We start from the raw sequence: 16,930 nt of genomic DNA on the forward strand, positions 1-16,930 counted from the left end.
GCGATTGAGGCCGAGCCGGAACCGGTGGCGACCATGGCGGAGCTGGTGGAGGAGCCGGTGGCGACCAGCCTCGCCCCGCCGCCGACCGCCCGGCAATTCCCCTCCCCGCCCCGTCCTGCCCGGCCGAGCCATCCGCCGCTGACGCCGGGGTCCACCGCCAACATCGACCGCCGCACCGGCGACCGTTTCCGCCGCGGCGAGCTGGAGATCGACGGCCGCATCGACCTGCACGGCATGACCCAGGCCCAGGCGCACACCGCGCTTGCCGCCTTCGTCCACCGCGCCTGGAACGAAGGGCGGCGCTGTGTTCTGGTCATCACCGGCAAGGGCAGCTTCGGCGGTCTGGGCGTGCTGCGTCAGGCCACCCCCCGCTGGCTGGCGGATCCGGCCCTGCGCCCGATGGTGCTGGCGATCCAGCCGGCCCGGCCGAAGGATGGCGGCGACGGTGCGCTGTATGTCTTGATCAAACGGCGGCGCGACCGTAAGGACTGAGTCCCAAACAGTCAGGGACTCCACATGACCCCGTTCGGCGAACGGGTCCGGTCGCTGCGCAACGCCAAGGGCGTGACGCTGAAGCAGATGGCGACCGACCTGTCCATCTCGTCCGCCTATCTGTCCGCCCTGGAACATGGCAAGCGCGGCCAGCCGTCGCCGCAGCTGGTCCGGCAGATCTGCGCCTATTTCGGCATCATCTGGGACGAGGCGGAAGAGCTGGAACGGCTGGCGGATCTGTCCCATCCCCGCGTGACGGTCGACACCGCGGGGCTGAGCGCCAAGGCGACCGAACTCGCCAACCGGCTGTCGGAACGCATCGGCGACCTGGACGAGGAGGGGATCGAAGCGATCCTGGCGATTTTGGACGCGGTGCCGCCGAAGAAGGGGACGCGGCGGCGGGTGGGGGTGCGGCGGCGGTAGATGTTTCCCCCTCCCCGGAGGGAGAGGAAAATCTTACCTCAAGCCTTCCCGATCATCCGTCCCAGGTCGCGGCCGGCGAAGATGTGGATGTGCAGGTGGGGCACTTCCTGGTGCGCGGCCTCGCCGCAGTTGGACAGCACGCGATAGCCGGGGCCGTCGGCGCCAACCATGCGGGCGACCTCGCCCACTGCGCGGAACAGGCCGGCGATCTCAGCGTCCGACGCCTTGGCGGTGAAGTCGTCCATGTCGACATAGGCGCCCTTCGGGATCACCAGAACATGGGTCGGCGTCTGCGGGTCGATGTCGTGGAAGGCGAGCGCGTGTTCGGTCTCGTGCACCTTCTTGCACGGGATCTCGCCGCGCAGGATGCGGGCGAACACGTTGTTGGCGTCATAGCTCTTGGCCATCGCATGCGTCCTCTTGGTGGGGAATCCCGCTCAAACTTTACGGGACTTCTTCTCGTCGATGCCGCTGGTGCCCTCGCGCTGGGCGAGCTTGCTCCAGACCTCCGCCGGATCCAGCCCGGTGTCGGCCCACAGCACCAGCAGGTGATAGAGCAGGTCGGCGGACTCCGCGGCCAGCGCCGCCTTGTCGCCGCGCACGGCCTCCAGGATGGCCTCCACCGCCTCCTCGCCCACCTTCTGGGCGATCTTGGCGGTGCCGCGGCTGTAGAGCTTGGCGGTGTAGGAGGTCTCCGGATCCGCCCCCTTGCGGGCCAGCACGGTGGCGAACAGCCGGTCGAGCACCTCGGCGGACAGCGGGGCCGGCGGCAGGGCCGCCGCCTTTTCGGCGGCCTTCTCCACGGATTTCTTGTCACCCATTTGCGGTCTCCACGGCCTTCGCCGGCCGCACCGGAATGCCGGCGGCGCTCAGCGCGGCCTTGGCCTGCCCGATGGTGTAGGTGCCGAAATGGAAGATCGAGGCGGCGAGCACGGCCGTGGCGTGCCCCTCGCGGATGCCCTCCACCAGATGGTCGAGCGTGCCGACGCCGCCGGACGCGATCACTGGAACGCGGATCGAGTCCGCCACGGTGCGCGTCAGCTCCAGGTCGAAGCCGCTCTTGGTGCCGTCGCGGTCCATCGAGGTCAGCAGGATCTCGCCCGCCCCCAGCGATTCCATCCGCTTGGCCCATTCCACGGCGTCGATGCCGGTGGCGTTGCGCCCGCCGTGGGTGAAGACCTCCCATTTGCCGGGAGCGACCTTCTTGGCGTCGATGGCGACGACGATGCACTGGGCGCCGAACTTCTCGGCGCCCTCGCGCACGAAGTCGGGACGGTGGATCGCCGCGGTGTTGATCGACACCTTGTCGGCGCCGGCCAGCAGCAGCTTGCGGATGTCGTCCACCGTGCGCACGCCGCCGCCGACGGTCAGCGGCATGAAGACCTGTTCCGCCGTCCGCCGCACCACGTCGAAGATGGTGTCGCGGTTCTCGTGGCTGGCGGTGATGTCGAGGAAGGTCAGTTCGTCTGCCCCCTCGCGGTCGTAGACGCGGGCCTGTTCCACCGGATCGCCGGCATCGACCAGATCGACGAAATTGACCCCCTTGACCACACGGCCGTCCTTGACGTCCAGGCAGGGGATGACGCGCATCTTCAGCATCAGTCGGCGTCCTCGACGGCGGGGGCGGAGAGCAGGGCCAGCGCCTCTTTCGGATCGATCCGGCCGTCATACAGCGCACGGCCGCAGATCACGCCCTCGATCCCGGTGTCCTCTTCCATCTTCAGCGCCTTCAGGTCCTCGATGGAGGAGACGCCGCCGGACGCGATCACCGGGGTGGTCAGGTGGAAGGCGAGGTCGGACGTCGACTCCACGTTGACGCCGCCCATGGCGCCGTCACGGTTGATGTCGGTGTAGATGATGGCGGCGACGCCGCAATCCTCGAACTTCAGCGCCAGGTCCAGCGCCTTGATGTCGGAGGTCTCGGCCCAGCCGGCCACTGCGACATAGCCCTCGCGCGCGTCGATGCCGACGGCGACCTTGCCGGGGAATTCGCGGCAGGCGGCCTTGACCAGATCCGGATCGCGCAGCGCCACCGTGCCCAGGATGACGCGGCTGATGCCCTTCTCCAGCCACATGCCGATGGTGTTCAGGTCGCGGATGCCGCCGCCGAGCTGGACCGGGATGGTCACCGACTTCAGGATGCTCTCAACCGCGGCGCCGTTCACCGGCTTGCCTTCGAAGGCGCCGTTGAGGTCGACCAGATGCAGCCATTCGAAGCCCTGGCTCTGGAACAGGCGGGCCTGTTCGCCGGGATCGGTGTTGAAGACCGTGGCCTGGCTCATCTCGCCGCGCAGCAGGCGGACGCAGGCACCGTCCTTGAGGTCGATGGCGGGATAGATGATCATCGCGGGCGTCTTCCTATGGCGTGGCTGGCGGTTATGGAGCGGGCTGCTGGGAATCGGGCTGAAGGTCTTTGCAGTAGAAATGTCCGGCAAGCGGCTGGCCCTGCACTAGCGCATAGAAGGGATGGGTGCCCCAGCGCTTGAAGCCGAGCGATTCGTAGAGCGCGATGGCCGCCTCCTGCGTCACCCGGACGTCCAGGTTCAGCACCCGGAAGCCGACGGCGCGTGCCTCCTCCACCACCGCCAGCGTCAGGCGGCGGGCAAGACCATGGCCGCGCGCCCAGGGGGCGACGAAGCTGGTGGTCAGCTGGGCGGCGTGGGCCTGCGCCTCGTTGTTGCGCGGCGGCTTGACCAGCTGGGCGGATCCGGCCACCACCCCGTCCAGGCGGGCGATGAACAGCACCCGTTCCGGCACCACCAGCACGCCTTTCCAGAAGCGCTCCATCACGTCGCGCGGCGGCGGCTCGACCCAGCCGAAGCCGCCGCCGGCGCGGATGGCATCGTCGGCCGCGTCGCACAGGTCGTGCAGATCGGCGGTCTTCAGCGAGTCGACCTTGTCGATGGCGATCTCGGCCATCGGTTCAGACCTTCCAGCGCAGGAAATTGGCGATCAGGGCCAGACCGGTGGCCTGGCTCTTTTCCGGGTGGAACTGGGTGCCGACCAGATTGTCGCGCCCGACCACCGCGGCGAAGGGCCCGCCGTAATCGGCGGACGCGATCAGCGTGTCGGGGTCGGCCGGCTTGAACTGGTAGGAATGGACGAAATAGGCATGCGCGCCCTCCGGCAGCCCGGCCAGGACCGGGTGCGGGCGGCGGATGTTCAGCTCGTTCCAGCCCATATGCGGGATTTTCAGGGCCGGATCCGCCGGCTCCAGCTTCACCACCTCGCCGCGGATCCAGCCCAGCCCCTCGGTCACGCCATATTCGCGGCCGCGTTCGGCCATCAGCTGCATGCCGACGCAGATGCCGAGGAAGGGCCGGCCGCGGCGGTGCACCACCTCCTCCAGCGATTCCAGCATGCCGGGGACCTCCGACAGGCCGCGCTTGCAGTCGGCGAAGGCGCCGACGCCGGGCAGCACCACGCGGTCGGCATGGCGGACCGCATCGGCGTCGGAGGTGACGAGGACGTTGTAGGAGGCTTCGGCTTCGCCGGCCGCGCGCTCGATCGCCTTGGCGGCGGAGCGCAGGTTGCCGGAGCCGTAATCGATCAGCGCGACCGTTTCCATGGACGTGACAAACCTTCCGAAAGGACGGCGGAGGGGGACTTCAGGTCCCCGCCGTCAGAGCGATCCGCCGAGCGTGCCCTTGGTGGAGGGCACCGCATCGCGCTTGCGCGGGTCGATCTCCACCCCGGCGCGCAGCGCGCGGGCAAGCGCCTTGTAGCAGCTTTCCACGATATGGTGGTTGTTCTCGCCATACAGGTTCTCGACGTGCAGCGTCACGCCGGCGGCCATGGCGAAGGCCTGGAACCATTCCCGGAACAGCTCGGTGTCGAAATCGCCGATCTTGTCGCGGGTGAAGGTCACCTTCCAGATCAGGTAGGGCCGGTTGGAGAAGTCCAGCGCCACCCGCGTCAGCGTCTCGTCCATCGGGATATAGGAATGGCCGTAGCGCTGGATGCCCTTGCGGTCGCCCAGCGCCTTCGCCACCGCCATGCCGATGGCGATGCCGGTGTCCTCGGTCGTGTGGTGATAGTCGATGTGCAGGTCGCCGTCGGCCAGGACCGTCAGGTCCATCAGGCTGTGGCGCGACAGCTGTTCCAGCATATGGTCGAGGAAGCCGACCCCCGTCTTGACGTCGTAGACGCCGGTGCCGTCAAGGTTCAGCGCGACCCGGATCCGGGTCTCCGTGGTGTTCCGCTCGATCGAGGCGCGGCGGCCGCCATTCGTGGGGGTCTGGTCCATGGCGGTTTTGTAGCAGGAAGCATCCGCACGCGCCAGCATCCGGCACGAATGATGCGCGGCCTGTCCATTCCGACGATTGTCCTACGAAGGTGTGCGGGGTAGAGTCTTTCACACTTTCTGCGTGCATATCCGATTATGATGACCCACCCGCGCCCATTCGCCGCAGTCCTGATTCTCCTTCTCGGCCTTCTGCCGGCCGGCTGCGGCGGCATGTCCCCGCCTCCGCCGGTCGGAAAGGCGGCGCCACCGGTCGCAGCCGGGACCACCGCGCCATTCCGCTTCGGCGAACTGACCATCGGGTCGATGCGGCGGGGGATGCAGATCGGCCGCTATGTCTGGGGCATCGACTGCGCCCCGCCCTATGACGACGTCTATTGGACCAGCGGCGTCAACATGCGGCGCGGCTCCACCTTCGACGAGCGGTTCGCCGAGGTGATGACCGCCGCCGGCTTCGACGTGGTCGGCCGGCCCGGCGGTCCCGACAACCCGGACGGCAACCGCAGCCGCGCCCGCTTCACCGTGCAGGGCGACCTGCGCGACGTGCAGCTGGAGCTGTGCCACCGCACCAACTGGCTGACCGGCAGCAGCAAGGGCAGTTCCGGCACCGGCAGCGTCAAGGTGGAATGGACGGTCTATGACGCGCGCGGCGACGGGCTGGTCCACCGTGTGGTCACCACCGGCGCCACGGCACAGGAGCGCGGCGTGCCCCAGGGCGAGACCCTGCTGGTCGAGGAGGCCTTCGCCGCGGCGGTGGAGGCGCTTGCCGCCGATGCGGGCTTCCGCGCCCTGCTGTCCGGCGGCACCCTGCCCTCCCCGTCCGCGCCGCCATCGACGGCGTTTCCCGTGACGGCGCCGGCCGGATCCGGCCCCATTCCGCTGACGCCAAACGCCACGCCGGGGATGGCACCCTCCGCTCCGGTCGCAGCCCCTGCGCAGGCTGCCCCTAACCGCCTGCTCCTTCGCGGCGGGGCCGGATCCGGCCGCATCGCATCGGCGCGGATACCGGTCGGCCGGTCGCACGGGCTGGTGATTGGAGAGACCGATGTGGCCGGCGAGGCGCAGGCGGTGCTGCTGGCTCCCCTCCCCGGATCCGACCCCACCGTCACGGTGCGGCCGGCTCAAGGCGTGGAGCTGACCGGCTGGGTGGTCGGACGCGACGCGGCGAGCGGCTTCGCCCTGGTTCGGGTGCCGGCGCGGTTGCGTGCCCTGCCCATGCGTACCGCGACCCCGCGCATCAGCGAACCGGTGAAGGCGGTCGTCGGGGGACGCGGCAAGGAAATGCTCGGCATCGTCGGCGGTCTGCCGGTCGACGAGGCTCGCGGCGGCACTTTGATCCAGGCGGATCTGGGCTCGGCCGACCTGTTCACCACGGTGACGGAAACCGGCGACCCACTGCTGGACGGAAGCGGCGCGCTGATCGGCGTGGCGCCGGCCGCCGGCCGTTCCCCGGTCACGCCGGCCGGGCTTGTGCAGTTCCTGGCGATCGGACCGCTGCTCGACCGGCTGGGGGCGGATCCGGCCGCGGCCGTTCAACCTCCGGCCCCCTCCAAGCCGGGCAAACCACACCGCGGCAACCCGCCCGACCCGTGGTGGGAGGACGAGATGCCGGACAGTGACCTGCCGGATGCCGAACTGCTTGACGGTGACATTGCCCCTCCCACATAGACCGGATGGCCTGCCGCCACGATTCATGGGGTCTTGGGCTTCTGTATCCGGGCGGCGGGCTGTTTCCCATTTTCCAGCATGGTTTCCGCATGACCTATCCAGCGTCCAATCCACACGATCCCATCCAATGGCATGGCACCACCATCCTGTCGGTGCGCAAGAACGGTCAGGTGGTGATCGCCGGCGACGGGCAGGTCTCGGTCGGCCAGACGGTGATGAAGGCCAACGCGCGCAAGGTCCGCTGGCTGGCCGGCGGCACGGTGATGGCGGGCTTCGCTGGCGCCACCGCCGATGCGCTGACCCTGTTCGAGCGGCTGGAAGGCAAGCTGGAGCAGTATCCCGGCCAGCTGACCCGCGCCTGCGTCGAGATGGCCAAGGACTGGCGCACCGACCGCTATCTGCGCCGGCTTGAGGCGATGATGGCCGTCGCCGACAAGTCCGTCAGCCTGGTGCTGACCGGCAACGGCGACGTGCTGGAGCCGGAGGATGGGCTGATCGGCATCGGCTCCGGCGGTTCCTACGCCCTGTCGGCGGCCCGTGCGCTGATCGACATCGATGGGATGGATGCGGAGGCGGTGGCGCGCAAGGCGATGAGGATCGCCGCCGGCATCTGCGTCTACACCAATGAAAACGTCACCCTGGAAAAGCTGTGAGCGCCATGACGATTCAGACCGCCTCCGTGTCCGCCGACAGCGCCGCCTTCAGCCCGCGCGAGATCGTCTCGGAACTCGACCGCTACATCGTCGGCCAGAACGACGCCAAGCGCGCGGTCGCCATCGCGCTGCGCAACCGCTGGCGCCGCCAGCAGCTGCCCGAGGGCCTGCGGGAAGAGGTGTTGCCGAAGAACATCCTGATGATCGGCCCGACCGGCGTCGGCAAGACCGAGATCGCCCGCCGCCTCGCCCGACTGGCCCAGGCCCCCTTCCTGAAGGTGGAGGCCACCAAGTTCACCGAGGTCGGCTATGTCGGCCGCGACGTGGAGCAGATCATCCGCGATCTGGTCGAGGCCGCCATCGGCCTGACCCGCGAGCGCCTGCGCAAGGAGGTCGCCGCCAAGGCCGAACTGCGGGCGGAGGAGCGGGTGCTCGACGCACTGTGCGGCGACAGCGCCAGTGCGGAGACGCGCGCCAAGTTCCGCAAGATGCTGCGCGAAGGCACGCTGAACGACAAGGAGATCGAGGTCCAGGTCGCCGACACCGGCGCCGGCAACATGCCGACCTTCGACATCCCCGGCATGCCGGGCGCCCAGATGGGCATGCTGAACCTGAACGACATGTTCGGCAAGATGATGGGCGGCCGCACCAAGACCCGCCGGATGACGGTGGCCGAAAGCCACGGCGTGCTGATGGCCGAGGAATCCGACAAGCTGCTGGACCAGGAAAAGGTGGTGGCGGAGGCGATCCGCGCGGTCGAGCAGAACGGCATCGTCTTCCTGGACGAGATCGACAAGATCTCCGCCCGCTCCGACGCGCGCGGTGCCGATGTCAGCCGCGAAGGCGTCCAGCGCGACCTGCTGCCGCTGATCGAGGGCACGACCGTTTCGACCAAGCATGGCCCGGTGAAGACCGACCACATCCTGTTCATCGCGTCCGGCGCCTTCCACATCGCCAAGCCGTCCGACCTGCTGCCGGAGCTGCAGGGCCGTCTGCCGATCCGTGTCGAGTTGAAGGCGCTGAGCCAGGACGACTTCAAGCGCATCCTGACCGAGCCTGAAGCAAGCCTGATCCGCCAGTACAAGGCGCTGATGAAGACGGAGGAGGTCGATCTGGTCTTCACCGACGACAGCATCGACGAGCTGGCCCGGCTGGCGGCGGAGATCAACAGCTCGGTCGAGAACATCGGCGCCCGCCGCCTGCACACGGTGCTGGAGCGCCTGCTGGAAGAGATCAGCTTCGCCGCCAGCGACCGTGCCGGCGAGACCGTTACCATCGACGCCGCCCTGGTCCGCGAGCGGGTCGGCGGTCTGGCGAAGAACGCCGATCTGTCGAAGTTCATTCTGTGATGACGCGGGGGGCACTCGCGCCGGGTGCCCCCTGCTTCACGTGAAACATTCCTCTGCCGGGCCCCTACCCGCCTGCCGCCACCTTCACGCTCTTCGGCAGCAGCAGCGCATAGCTCCCCCGGCTCTTCATCACCCCGGCCCGCTGCTCCGCCTCCGGGCCATGGCCCCAGAAGACATCGCCGCGCACCGGGCCGCGGATCGCCCCGCCGGTATCCTGGGCCACCAGCAGCCGCTGCAATCGCTGCCCGGCATCGAGCGGGTCCTCGGCATCCAGCCAGACCGGCACGCCATAGGGCATGAACTTGGAGTCCACCGCCAGACTGCGGCCCGGCGTCAAGGCCACACCCTGCGCGCCGTTCGGGCCGTCGCCCGACAGCGGTTGGAAGAAGACGTAGGACGGGTTGACGTTCATCACTGCCGCGGCCTGATCGGGATGGGCGAGCAGCCAGTCGCGGATGGTCTGCAGCGAGACCTCCTCCCGCTTCAGCGCGCCGCGCTCGATCAGCTCCTTGCCGATGGCGACGTATTTGTGGCCGTTCTGGCCGGCATAGCCGACGCGCATCTCGCCGCCACCATCGCCTTCATTGGCGAGCCGGATCCGCCCCGATCCCTGGATTTGCAGGAAGAAGGCGCCGATCGGGTCCTTCACCCAGACCAGTTCCAGCCCCTTGCCCTTGAGCGCCCCCGCAACGATGGCGGCGCGATCCTCGTAAGGCTTCAGCTTGCCATCGACCACCCGGCCGGCGGTGCGCTCCCCCTTCCAGCGGTCGGAGAAATCGCCGAGATCGACCATCACCAGATCGGCCGGCCGGCGATAGAGAGGCACCGGATAGGCCGGATCCGGCTTGCGGCTGCCCTCCAGCTCGGATTCGTAATAGCCGGTGAACAGCCCCTCGCGCGTGCCGTTGTTGCCGGCGGCATAGGGGGTGAAGTTGGCTTCGAAAAAGGCGCGGGCGGCGGCATCGTCGCCGGGGGGCAGATCCGCCAGTTGGGCGCAAGGGGCCTGCCAGTCGCCGATGGTCCCCGCCACCCCGCCCGGCCCGACTGCACGGTCTTTCGGCTGGGTCTTGAACCGCGCACAGGAGCGGGCGAGCGCCGGCACCGCCTGGGCCACCGGGTCGCTGCGCCAGCCGGCCAAGTCGGCGAAGGACAGCGGTGTCAGGGTCAGGGCCTCGGGCGGCGGCTTCGCCTCTTCCTTCGGGGCGCAGGCCGAAAACAGCAACGCCACCGCCCCGAAGAGGGCGATGGCGCTGAAACCGGTACGATGGTGGAACGTCATTACTGCTGGTCGTTCTCTACTCGTTACTCGACTGGACGAACCTCGACCAGCGCCCAGTTGGGATCGCGGGAGCGGAGGTTGCGGGCGAAGGTCCAGACGTCGGTGTTCTCCACCAACGCCTTGGGATCGCCGTCGATGACGGTGCCGTCGCGGTCACGCACCACATTCACCTGATCGGTGACCAGACGCACGGTGACGCGGGCGGTCCGGGCGGCATCCAGCTTCGCCTCCACCACCTCGGCCTCGCGAACGATCTCGATGCGGGCCTCGTGCTGCTCGCCGGCGGCCTGACGGTCGCGGATGACGCGGGCGAAGCTGTCATAGACGTCGTCGGCCAGCAGCGGGCGCAGCGTCGCGGTGTCGCCGCGGGCGAAGGCGTCGACGATCATGGCGAAGGCCGCCTTGGCGCCTTCCAGGAAATGCTTCTCGTCGAAGTTCGGATCGGCGGCCCGGAGCTGGTCGATGGAGGCGGCCAGCGACAGCGGCTCATCCGAGGCCGTCACGTCCGAGCCGGGTGCGACATCAGGCCGCGGCCGGTTGCGCTCCGGCAGGGGCACGACATTGTCGGGCTTCGCCGGGTTCGGAGCGGCGGTGAAGGGGTTGGGGCGTTGACGCTCCTCCCCGGTCCGGCGGCCGAGCACGCTGCGCAGCCGATAAACGAGGAAGGCCGCGATCATCGCGAAGATCACGATCTCGATGAACACGAACCCGTCTCCCATCATCTGTTCCTTCCAAAACGACTTGTCGTGAAGCCTGTGTCGAAGCCCGTGTCAGGGGCGAAATCGCCGGCGGATCCGGCCCGCCCCTGGACCTTGCGGCCGGGCGGCATTACGTGTTGCTTGCCCGCCAGTGAACGCCACCAGTAACCGCCAATTGGATGCAGCCGCCGGTGTTTCGTCCGGACGACCTATCCAAACCTAGATAGGGGCAGCGAGCCCGAAGAGCAAGGACACCATGAATCCCCTGTTGTTGATCCTTCTTCTGCCGATCCTGGAGATCGTCGGATTCATCCAGGTCGGCGATTGGATCGGCGCCGGGCCGACCATCGGGCTGCTGGCCCTGTCGGCGGTGGTGGGCGTGCTGCTGGTCCGCCACCAGGGGCTGGCCTCGCTGACCCGCGCCCAGGCGGCAGCCGCCCGCGGCGAGGCGCCGATCGGCACCGTGCTGGACGGCTTCTGCGCCGTGCTGGCCGGCATCCTGCTGATCATCCCCGGCTTCCTGACAGACATCCTCGGCATCGTCCTGCTGATCGGGCCGCTGCGCCGCGGCATCGGACGCTGGTTGCTCGGCCGCATGGGGGCCGGGATGCCGGTCTTCACCACCACGGGCCGGGGTGGCTTTGGAGCCGGCGGCTTCGGCGGACCGGGTTCCGCCGGTCAGGACTTCGGCAATGGGAATTTCAGCGGTGCAGATTTCGGCGCCGGCGGTTCCCGCCGTGCCGATGATCCCTTCCGTCCCGCTCCCGGCGTGATCGACGCCGATTACCGTGACGTCACTCCGGGAGAAGAGAAGGCCGACGACCGCGATGCCCCTCGGCTGAGCGATTCCCAATGGGGCAAGCACCGCCCGGATGAGCGGCGCTGACCGGCCGGCGGGCCGGTGGTTTCCGTTGGCAGGACGACCGATCCGTGATAGCCAGCCCCTTGGGCGAAGGCACAACCGTCGCGAACCAACCCCTGTCACCTCACATCCGGGTCGGCCCACCGTCCCCGCCCCTTCCCGATGCGGGACGATGGCCGGGACGACAGCCGGCGATTAGGAGTCCGTTATGTCCGATCAGATGAGCAACGGCGCCGAGCAGCAGCAGACCTCTTCGCTGCCGATGCATGTCCTCGCGCAGTATGTGAAGGACTTCTCGTTCGAGAACCCCAACGCCCCGCAGAGCCTGCTGCCGAACCAGCCGCAGCCGCAGGTGAACATCGGTGTCGACGTCCAGGGCCAGAAGGTCGGCGACGACATCTATGAGCTGACGCTGAACCTGCGCTGCGAGGCCCGCCAGGGCGAGTCCGTGGCCTTCCTGGTCGAGCTGGCCTATGGCGCGCTGTTCCAGTTCCCCGGCCTGCCGGAGGAGCATCACCGCCCGGTCCTGATGATCGAAGGCGCCCGGATGATCTTCCCGTTCGCCCGCGCCATCGTCTCCAGCGCGACCCGCGAAGGCGGCTTCCCGCCGCTGATGATCAACCCGATCGACTTCGCCGAGCTGTACCACCGCCAGTCGGCCCAGCAGGCCGAGCAGCCGCAGCAGCCGCCCTTCTGATCTGCTGGGCATCGAACAGAGCCGAAATGAAAAAGGGCGGGTGGCCGAAAGGCCCCCGCCCTTTTCCGTGCCGCCCTCCCCCGAAGGAGAGGGCAGATCCGGCATGATCCTACTGGTTCATGCTCTCGAAGAACTCGTTGTTCGACTTGGTGTGCTTCAGCTTGTCGACCAGGAAGTCGACCGCGTCGGTCACGCCCATCGGCATCAGGATGCGGCGCAGGATCCACATCTTCGACATGGTGCCCTTGTCGACCAGCAGTTCCTCCTTGCGGGTGCCCGACTTGGAGATGTCGATGGCCGGGAAGGTGCGCTTGTCGGAGAGCTTGCGGTCCAGCACGATTTCCGAGTTGCCGGTGCCCTTGAACTCTTCGAAGATCACCTCGTCCATGCGGCTGCCTGTGTCGATCAGCGCGGTGGCGATGATGGTCAGCGACCCGCCCTCTTCCACGTTGCGGGCGGCGCCGAAGAAGCGCTTGGGCCGCTGTAGGGCGTTGGCGTCGACACCGCCGGTCAGCACCTTGCCCGATGACGGCACCACAGTGTTGTAGGCGCGGGCCAGACGGGTGATGGAGTCCAGCAGGATCACCACGTCGCGCTTGTGCTCGACCAGCCGCTTGGCCTTCTCGATCACCATTTCGGCGACCTGGACGTGGCGGGTCGCCGGCTCGTCGAAGGTGGAGCTGATGACCTCGCCGCGGACGGAGCGGGCCATGTCCGTCACTTCTTCCGGACGCTCGTCGATCAGGAGGACGATCAGATAGGCTTCGGGGTGGTTGGTGGCGACCGAATGGGCGATGTTCTGCAGCATCACCGTCTTGCCGGTGCGCGGCGGCGCCACGATCAGCCCGCGCTGTCCCTTGCCCAGCGGCGCCACCAGATCGACGATGCGGCCGGTGAGGTTCTTCTTGGTCGGATCCTCGACCTCCATCCGGATGCGTTCTTCCGGATAGAGCGGCGTCAGGTTGTCGAAGTTGATGCGGTGACGGACCTTGTCCGGCGTGTCGAAATTGATGGTGTTGACCTTCAGCAGGGCGAAATAGCGCTCACCGTCCTTGGGCGAGCGGATCTGCCCCTCCACCGTGTCGCCGGTGCGCAGGCCGAAGCGGCGCACCTGGCTGGGACTGACATAGATGTCGTCGGGACCCGGCAGATAATTGGCTTCCGGCGAGCGCAGGAAGCCGAACCCGTCCTGCAGCACCTCCAAAACGCCGTCGCCGAAGATCGGAATGTCGTTTTCGGCCAGTTGCTTCAGGATCGCGAACATCATGTCCTGCTTGCGCAGCGTGCTCGCGTTCTCGATCTGCAGCTCCTCCGCGAACGCCAGCAGTTCGGCGGGGCTTTTGCACTTCAGCTCTTGGAGATGCATCGGATTGCCTGTGAAATCGTCATGCGGGGGAGTGGCCTTGGGGATGGGAGGTGCCAGAAGGTCCGGCCGACGGCGGTTGGCGGCGGGGGACGCCGCAACGCGGTCGCGTCGGGTGGGCAGCGGGTGGCGCATTGGCGGGTGCGCACCAGGGCGTCCGGTAAGTGGTCGCACGGGAGCGGATCGCCAGCCACCAGGCCCGGCTCAAGAACAGAGCGTCGGATCGGCAGATGTGGGCGTGGGAGACCGCGGGGCGAAAAACCCCGTGGTCCTGACATGGTTATCGGATCGGCGGGCGCAAGTCAAACGAAAGCGAAACCCGCAAAGGTCGCGGATTCCGCTTTTTCCGGGAGTTGGAAGACGGTGCGATCACCTGACGGCGGTCAGAAGGGCTTCACGATGACGAAGATGACGATGCCGATCATCAGCAGCGTCGGCACCTCGTTGGCGATGCGGTAGAAGCGCTGCGGCCGGGTGTTGCGGTCCTCGGCGAAATCCCGGCGCCAGCGGGCCATCATCATGTGGCTGGCGGTCAGCAGCAGCACGAACAGGATCTTGGCATGCAGCCAGCCCTGCTTCAGCCATTCCGGCGTCAGCACGATCATGGTGATGCCGAACACGTACGCCGCGATCATCGCCGGGTTCATGATGGCGCGCAGCAGGCGGCGTTCCATCACCTTCAAGGTTTCCGACGTCTCTGATCCGGCCGGCGCCTCGCAGTGGTAGACGAACAGGCGCGGCAAGTAGAGCAGCCCCGCCATCCAGGCGATGATGCTGATGACGTGCAGCGCCTTGATCCATTCGTACAGCACCGGGCGTGTCCCCTCTTTGGTTGCGGTTCGGCCGTTGCGGCTCAGTGCCGCGCCTGCGGGCAGCCGGAGAAGTTGGACGGGCAGATCCGGTCGCCCTTCTGGGAGCAGACCGCCGCCTTGCCTGCGACCGTCTGCCGCACCAGCTTGGCAAGCCCGTCGATGAAGCCGGGATGCACCCCGACCGTCGGCACACGGGTGAAGTGCGGCACCCCCGATTCCTTGGCAAGATGGCGGTACTCAACCTCGATCTCCACCAGCGTCTCGGAATGCTCCGACACGAAGGCCATCGGAACCACCAGGATCGGCACGCCGTCCCGGCCGGCACGGCGGATCTCGGCGTCGGTGCTGGGGCCGATCCACTCCATCGGGCCGACGCGGCTCTGGTAGCAGTTGACCCAGTCGAGATCGTCGATGCCAAGCGCCGCGGCGATGGATTCCGCCGTCCGCTCGCACTGCCACTGATAGGGGTCGCCGGAGGCCACCACCTTCTTCGGCAGCCCGTGGGCGGAGAACAGGACGCGCGGCTTGCCATGGGCCTTGGCCGCCTCGTACAGCGGACGGATCAGATCCGCCGTGCCGTCGATGAAGCCGGCCTGGGTCGGGTAGCAGCACAGCAGCCTGGTCGGCGCCGTCAGCCCGACGGTGTTCGCCGCCCCATGCCACGCCTTGGCGCTCGACGCCGTCGTGGTGGTGGAGAATTGCGGATAGAGCGGCAGCAGCACCACCAGATCCGGGTCGTAGGCCTTCACCCGGGCGGCCGTCTCGGCGCTCATCGGGTGCCAGTAACGCATGGCGATGAAGACCTTGGTCTCAGCACCGCCGGCCGCCGGATCTGCCTCCGGATTTGCCCCCAGAGCGCTCTCCAGCGCCGCCGCCTGGGCTTCCGTGTTCTCCAGCAGCGGCGACTTGCCGCCAAGCTGGGCATAGATCTCGCTGGCCGGCTTGGCCCGCCGCCCGCTGATCAGGCTGGCGATCAGGAAGCGGAACGGGTTCGGCAGCCGGATGATGGCCGGATCCGCGAACAGGTTGAACAGGAAAGGCCGCACCGCCTCCGGCGCGTCCGGACCACCGAGGTTGAACAGCACGACTGCCACGCGCCGCGGCCGGCCATTGGGAGCCGGGTTGCCGGGGGTTGTGTTGGTCGAGGCGGAGGTCTGGGAGAATTGCTGGCTCATGGTGCCCGCTAAACTGGAGCGTCGCCGTCGCTCTGTCCAGACCCCCGCCGTCGCTTTTTCAGCCCTTTAGGGTCAGCCCTGCCCCGGCCATTCCCGCAGGATGCGGGTCAGGTCGGCGACATGCTGCGGCGGGGTCGACTGGATGACGCCGTGACCCAGGTTGAACACGAAGGGGCCACCGGCCAACGCCGCCAGGATGTCGTGGGTCGCCGTCTCCAGCGCCTTGCCGCCGGCCGCCAGCATGATCGGGTCGAGGTTTCCCTGCACCGGCAGCCGCGTCTGGAGGTTCTGTGCCGCCCACACCGGCGGAACGGTGGTGTCGAGCCCGACGGCATCCACCCCGGCCCCGGCGACATACTCCTCATAGGCATGGCCGGCGCCGCGTGGGAAGCCGATGACCGGCGTGTTCGGGTGCTTCGCCTTCACCAGTGCGACGATCCGCCGCGTCGGCTCGATCACCCAGCGGCGGAACTCCGCCACCGGCAGCACGCCGGCCCAGCTGTCGAACAGCTGCACCACCTCGGCCCCCGCCTCGATCTGGCGGCAGAGATAGTCGGCGGTCACCTCGACGATCAGGTCGATCAGCTGACCGAATCCCGCCGGGTCGCCATAGGCCCAGCGCTTGACGTGCGCATATTCCTTGGAGCCCGCCCCTTCGACCATGTAGCAGGCGATGGTCCAGGGAGCCCCCGCAAAGCCGATCAGCGTCGTGCCATCCGGAATCGCGGTGGAGAGCCGGCGCACCGTCTCGTAGACCGGCGCCAGCGTCTCGTGGAAGCGGTCGCGCGACAGGCGCTTCAGGTCCTCCACGGTGCGGACCGGATCCAGCTTCGGCCCCTCCCCTTCCAGATAGGCCAGCGGCTGCCCCAGGGCATGCGGCACCACCAGGATGTCGGAGAACAGAATCGCCGCGTCCATGCCGTAGCGGCGCAGCGGCTGCAGGGTCACCTCGACCGCGAAGTCGGGGTTGTAGCAGAGGTCTAGGAAGCTGCCGGCCTTCGCCCTCAGCTCGCGATATTCCGGCAGATAGCGTCCGGCCTGACGCATCAGCCAGAAGGGCGGACGCGTCCGCACCTCTCCCGCCAGGGCGGCGAGCATCGGCTTCAGGGCAGGCTGGGAAGCCTGATTCTGGACGTCGGAGCTGGTGGCGGACAAGACGGTGCGTTCCCCTGAATGCGAATCTGGACCCCGCGATTCCAGCGCCGATTCTGCGCCA

Annotated in this window: 20 protein-coding genes; 7 read left to right on the forward strand and 13 right to left on the reverse strand. The window is 68.0% G+C overall.

The window, feature by feature from the left end; genetic code table 11:
* Positions 1-492 (forward strand): Smr/MutS family protein (locus B9N97_RS12510; RefSeq protein ID WP_143266678.1); only part of this gene is annotated, 492 nt, incomplete at its 5' end.
* Between the two features lie 24 nt (positions 493-516).
* Positions 517-915, forward strand: a complete 399-nt coding sequence (locus B9N97_RS12515; RefSeq protein ID WP_085086894.1) for a helix-turn-helix domain-containing protein — start codon at positions 517-519, stop codon at positions 913-915.
* Between the two features lie 38 nt (positions 916-953).
* On the opposite strand, the gene B9N97_RS12520 is transcribed toward B9N97_RS12515, so the two are convergent.
* Genes B9N97_RS12520 through hisB form a run of 7 tightly spaced genes read right to left on the reverse strand, consistent with a single transcriptional unit; the run spans position 954 to position 5,161 of the window.
* Positions 954-1,322, reverse strand: a complete 369-nt coding sequence (locus B9N97_RS12520) for a histidine triad nucleotide-binding protein (protein WP_085086896.1) — start codon at positions 1,320-1,322, stop codon at positions 954-956.
* Between the two features lie 30 nt (positions 1,323-1,352).
* Complete coding sequence (locus B9N97_RS12525; protein WP_085086898.1) at positions 1,353-1,736, reverse strand: phosphoribosyl-ATP diphosphatase; 384 nt, start codon at positions 1,734-1,736, stop codon at positions 1,353-1,355.
* Entirely contained in the window at positions 1,729-2,514 is a 786-nt protein-coding gene (gene hisF / locus B9N97_RS12530) for an imidazole glycerol phosphate synthase subunit HisF (RefSeq protein WP_085086900.1), read from the reverse strand. Before hisF ends, B9N97_RS12525 begins: the two co-directional genes overlap by 8 nt.
* Positions 2,514-3,260 carry a 1-(5-phosphoribosyl)-5-[(5-phosphoribosylamino)methylideneamino]imidazole-4-carboxamide isomerase gene (hisA, locus tag B9N97_RS12535; protein ID WP_085086902.1) on the reverse strand — a complete coding sequence of 249 codons (747 nt, stop codon included), beginning with the start codon at positions 3,258-3,260 and terminating at the stop codon, positions 2,514-2,516. Before hisA ends, hisF begins: the two co-directional genes overlap by 1 nt.
* A gap of 31 nt (positions 3,261-3,291) precedes the next feature.
* Positions 3,292-3,834 carry a GNAT family N-acetyltransferase gene (locus B9N97_RS12540; protein WP_085086904.1) on the reverse strand — a complete coding sequence of 181 codons (543 nt, stop codon included), beginning with the start codon at positions 3,832-3,834 and terminating at the stop codon, positions 3,292-3,294.
* 4 nt (positions 3,835-3,838) lie between these two features.
* Complete coding sequence (hisH, locus tag B9N97_RS12545) at positions 3,839-4,483, reverse strand: imidazole glycerol phosphate synthase subunit HisH (RefSeq protein ID WP_085086906.1); 645 nt, start codon at positions 4,481-4,483, stop codon at positions 3,839-3,841.
* Between the two features lie 54 nt (positions 4,484-4,537).
* A complete protein-coding gene (gene hisB / locus B9N97_RS12550; protein WP_085090546.1) occupies positions 4,538-5,161 on the reverse strand; it encodes an imidazoleglycerol-phosphate dehydratase HisB in 624 nt (207 codons plus the stop codon).
* A gap of 210 nt (positions 5,162-5,371) precedes the next feature.
* Between hisB and B9N97_RS12555 the strand changes: the two genes are divergently transcribed.
* The 3 genes from B9N97_RS12555 to hslU all read left to right on the forward strand — a co-directional run bounded on the left by B9N97_RS12555 (position 5,372) and on the right by hslU (position 8,828).
* Positions 5,372-6,826 carry a S1C family serine protease gene (locus tag B9N97_RS12555; protein WP_244560696.1) on the forward strand — a complete coding sequence of 485 codons (1,455 nt, stop codon included), beginning with the start codon at positions 5,372-5,374 and terminating at the stop codon, positions 6,824-6,826.
* A gap of 89 nt (positions 6,827-6,915) precedes the next feature.
* Positions 6,916-7,479, forward strand: coding sequence for an ATP-dependent protease subunit HslV (gene hslV, locus B9N97_RS12560; protein ID WP_085090547.1), 564 nt, complete (start codon positions 6,916-6,918; stop codon positions 7,477-7,479).
* A gap of 5 nt (positions 7,480-7,484) precedes the next feature.
* Positions 7,485-8,828, forward strand: coding sequence for an ATP-dependent protease ATPase subunit HslU (hslU, locus tag B9N97_RS12565; RefSeq protein ID WP_085086910.1), 1,344 nt, complete (start codon positions 7,485-7,487; stop codon positions 8,826-8,828).
* A 64-nt stretch (positions 8,829-8,892) separates the two neighbouring features.
* Here hslU and mltA read toward each other — a convergent pair whose 3' ends face one another.
* On the reverse strand, positions 8,893-10,107 hold the full coding sequence (gene mltA / locus B9N97_RS12570; RefSeq protein ID WP_085086912.1) for a murein transglycosylase A: 1,215 nt from the start codon (positions 10,105-10,107) through the stop codon (positions 8,893-8,895).
* A gap of 23 nt (positions 10,108-10,130) precedes the next feature.
* Positions 10,131-10,811 carry a Tim44/TimA family putative adaptor protein gene (locus B9N97_RS12575; RefSeq protein WP_432264191.1) on the reverse strand — a complete coding sequence of 227 codons (681 nt, stop codon included), beginning with the start codon at positions 10,809-10,811 and terminating at the stop codon, positions 10,131-10,133.
* A 250-nt stretch (positions 10,812-11,061) separates the two neighbouring features.
* Here B9N97_RS12575 and B9N97_RS12580 point away from each other — a divergent pair, with 250 nt between their 5' ends.
* Together B9N97_RS12580 and secB are read left to right on the forward strand one after the other, a co-directional pair.
* On the forward strand, positions 11,062-11,691 hold the full coding sequence (locus tag B9N97_RS12580; protein WP_085086913.1) for an FxsA family protein: 630 nt from the start codon (positions 11,062-11,064) through the stop codon (positions 11,689-11,691).
* A 184-nt stretch (positions 11,692-11,875) separates the two neighbouring features.
* Complete coding sequence (gene secB / locus B9N97_RS12585) at positions 11,876-12,364, forward strand: protein-export chaperone SecB (RefSeq protein ID WP_085086914.1); 489 nt, start codon at positions 11,876-11,878, stop codon at positions 12,362-12,364.
* A gap of 109 nt (positions 12,365-12,473) precedes the next feature.
* Here secB and rho read toward each other — a convergent pair whose 3' ends face one another.
* The 4 genes from rho to hemE form a co-directional block, all read right to left on the reverse strand.
* Positions 12,474-13,730, reverse strand: a complete 1,257-nt coding sequence (gene rho / locus B9N97_RS12590; RefSeq protein WP_085086916.1) for a transcription termination factor Rho — start codon at positions 13,728-13,730, stop codon at positions 12,474-12,476.
* A gap of 380 nt (positions 13,731-14,110) precedes the next feature.
* On the reverse strand, positions 14,111-14,539 hold the full coding sequence (gene hemJ / locus B9N97_RS12595) for a protoporphyrinogen oxidase HemJ (protein ID WP_085086918.1): 429 nt from the start codon (positions 14,537-14,539) through the stop codon (positions 14,111-14,113).
* 41 nt (positions 14,540-14,580) lie between these two features.
* Entirely contained in the window at positions 14,581-15,714 is a 1,134-nt protein-coding gene (hemH, locus tag B9N97_RS12600; RefSeq protein WP_085086920.1) for a ferrochelatase, read from the reverse strand.
* A gap of 72 nt (positions 15,715-15,786) precedes the next feature.
* Positions 15,787-16,812, reverse strand: coding sequence for a uroporphyrinogen decarboxylase (hemE, locus tag B9N97_RS12605; protein ID WP_085090549.1), 1,026 nt, complete (start codon positions 16,810-16,812; stop codon positions 15,787-15,789).
* Between the last annotated feature and the right edge of the window lie 118 nt (positions 16,813-16,930).

The sequence above is a fragment of the Azospirillum oryzae genome (genome assembly GCF_900177515.1).
Taxonomy (GTDB): domain Bacteria; phylum Pseudomonadota; class Alphaproteobacteria; order Azospirillales; family Azospirillaceae; genus Azospirillum; species Azospirillum oryzae_A.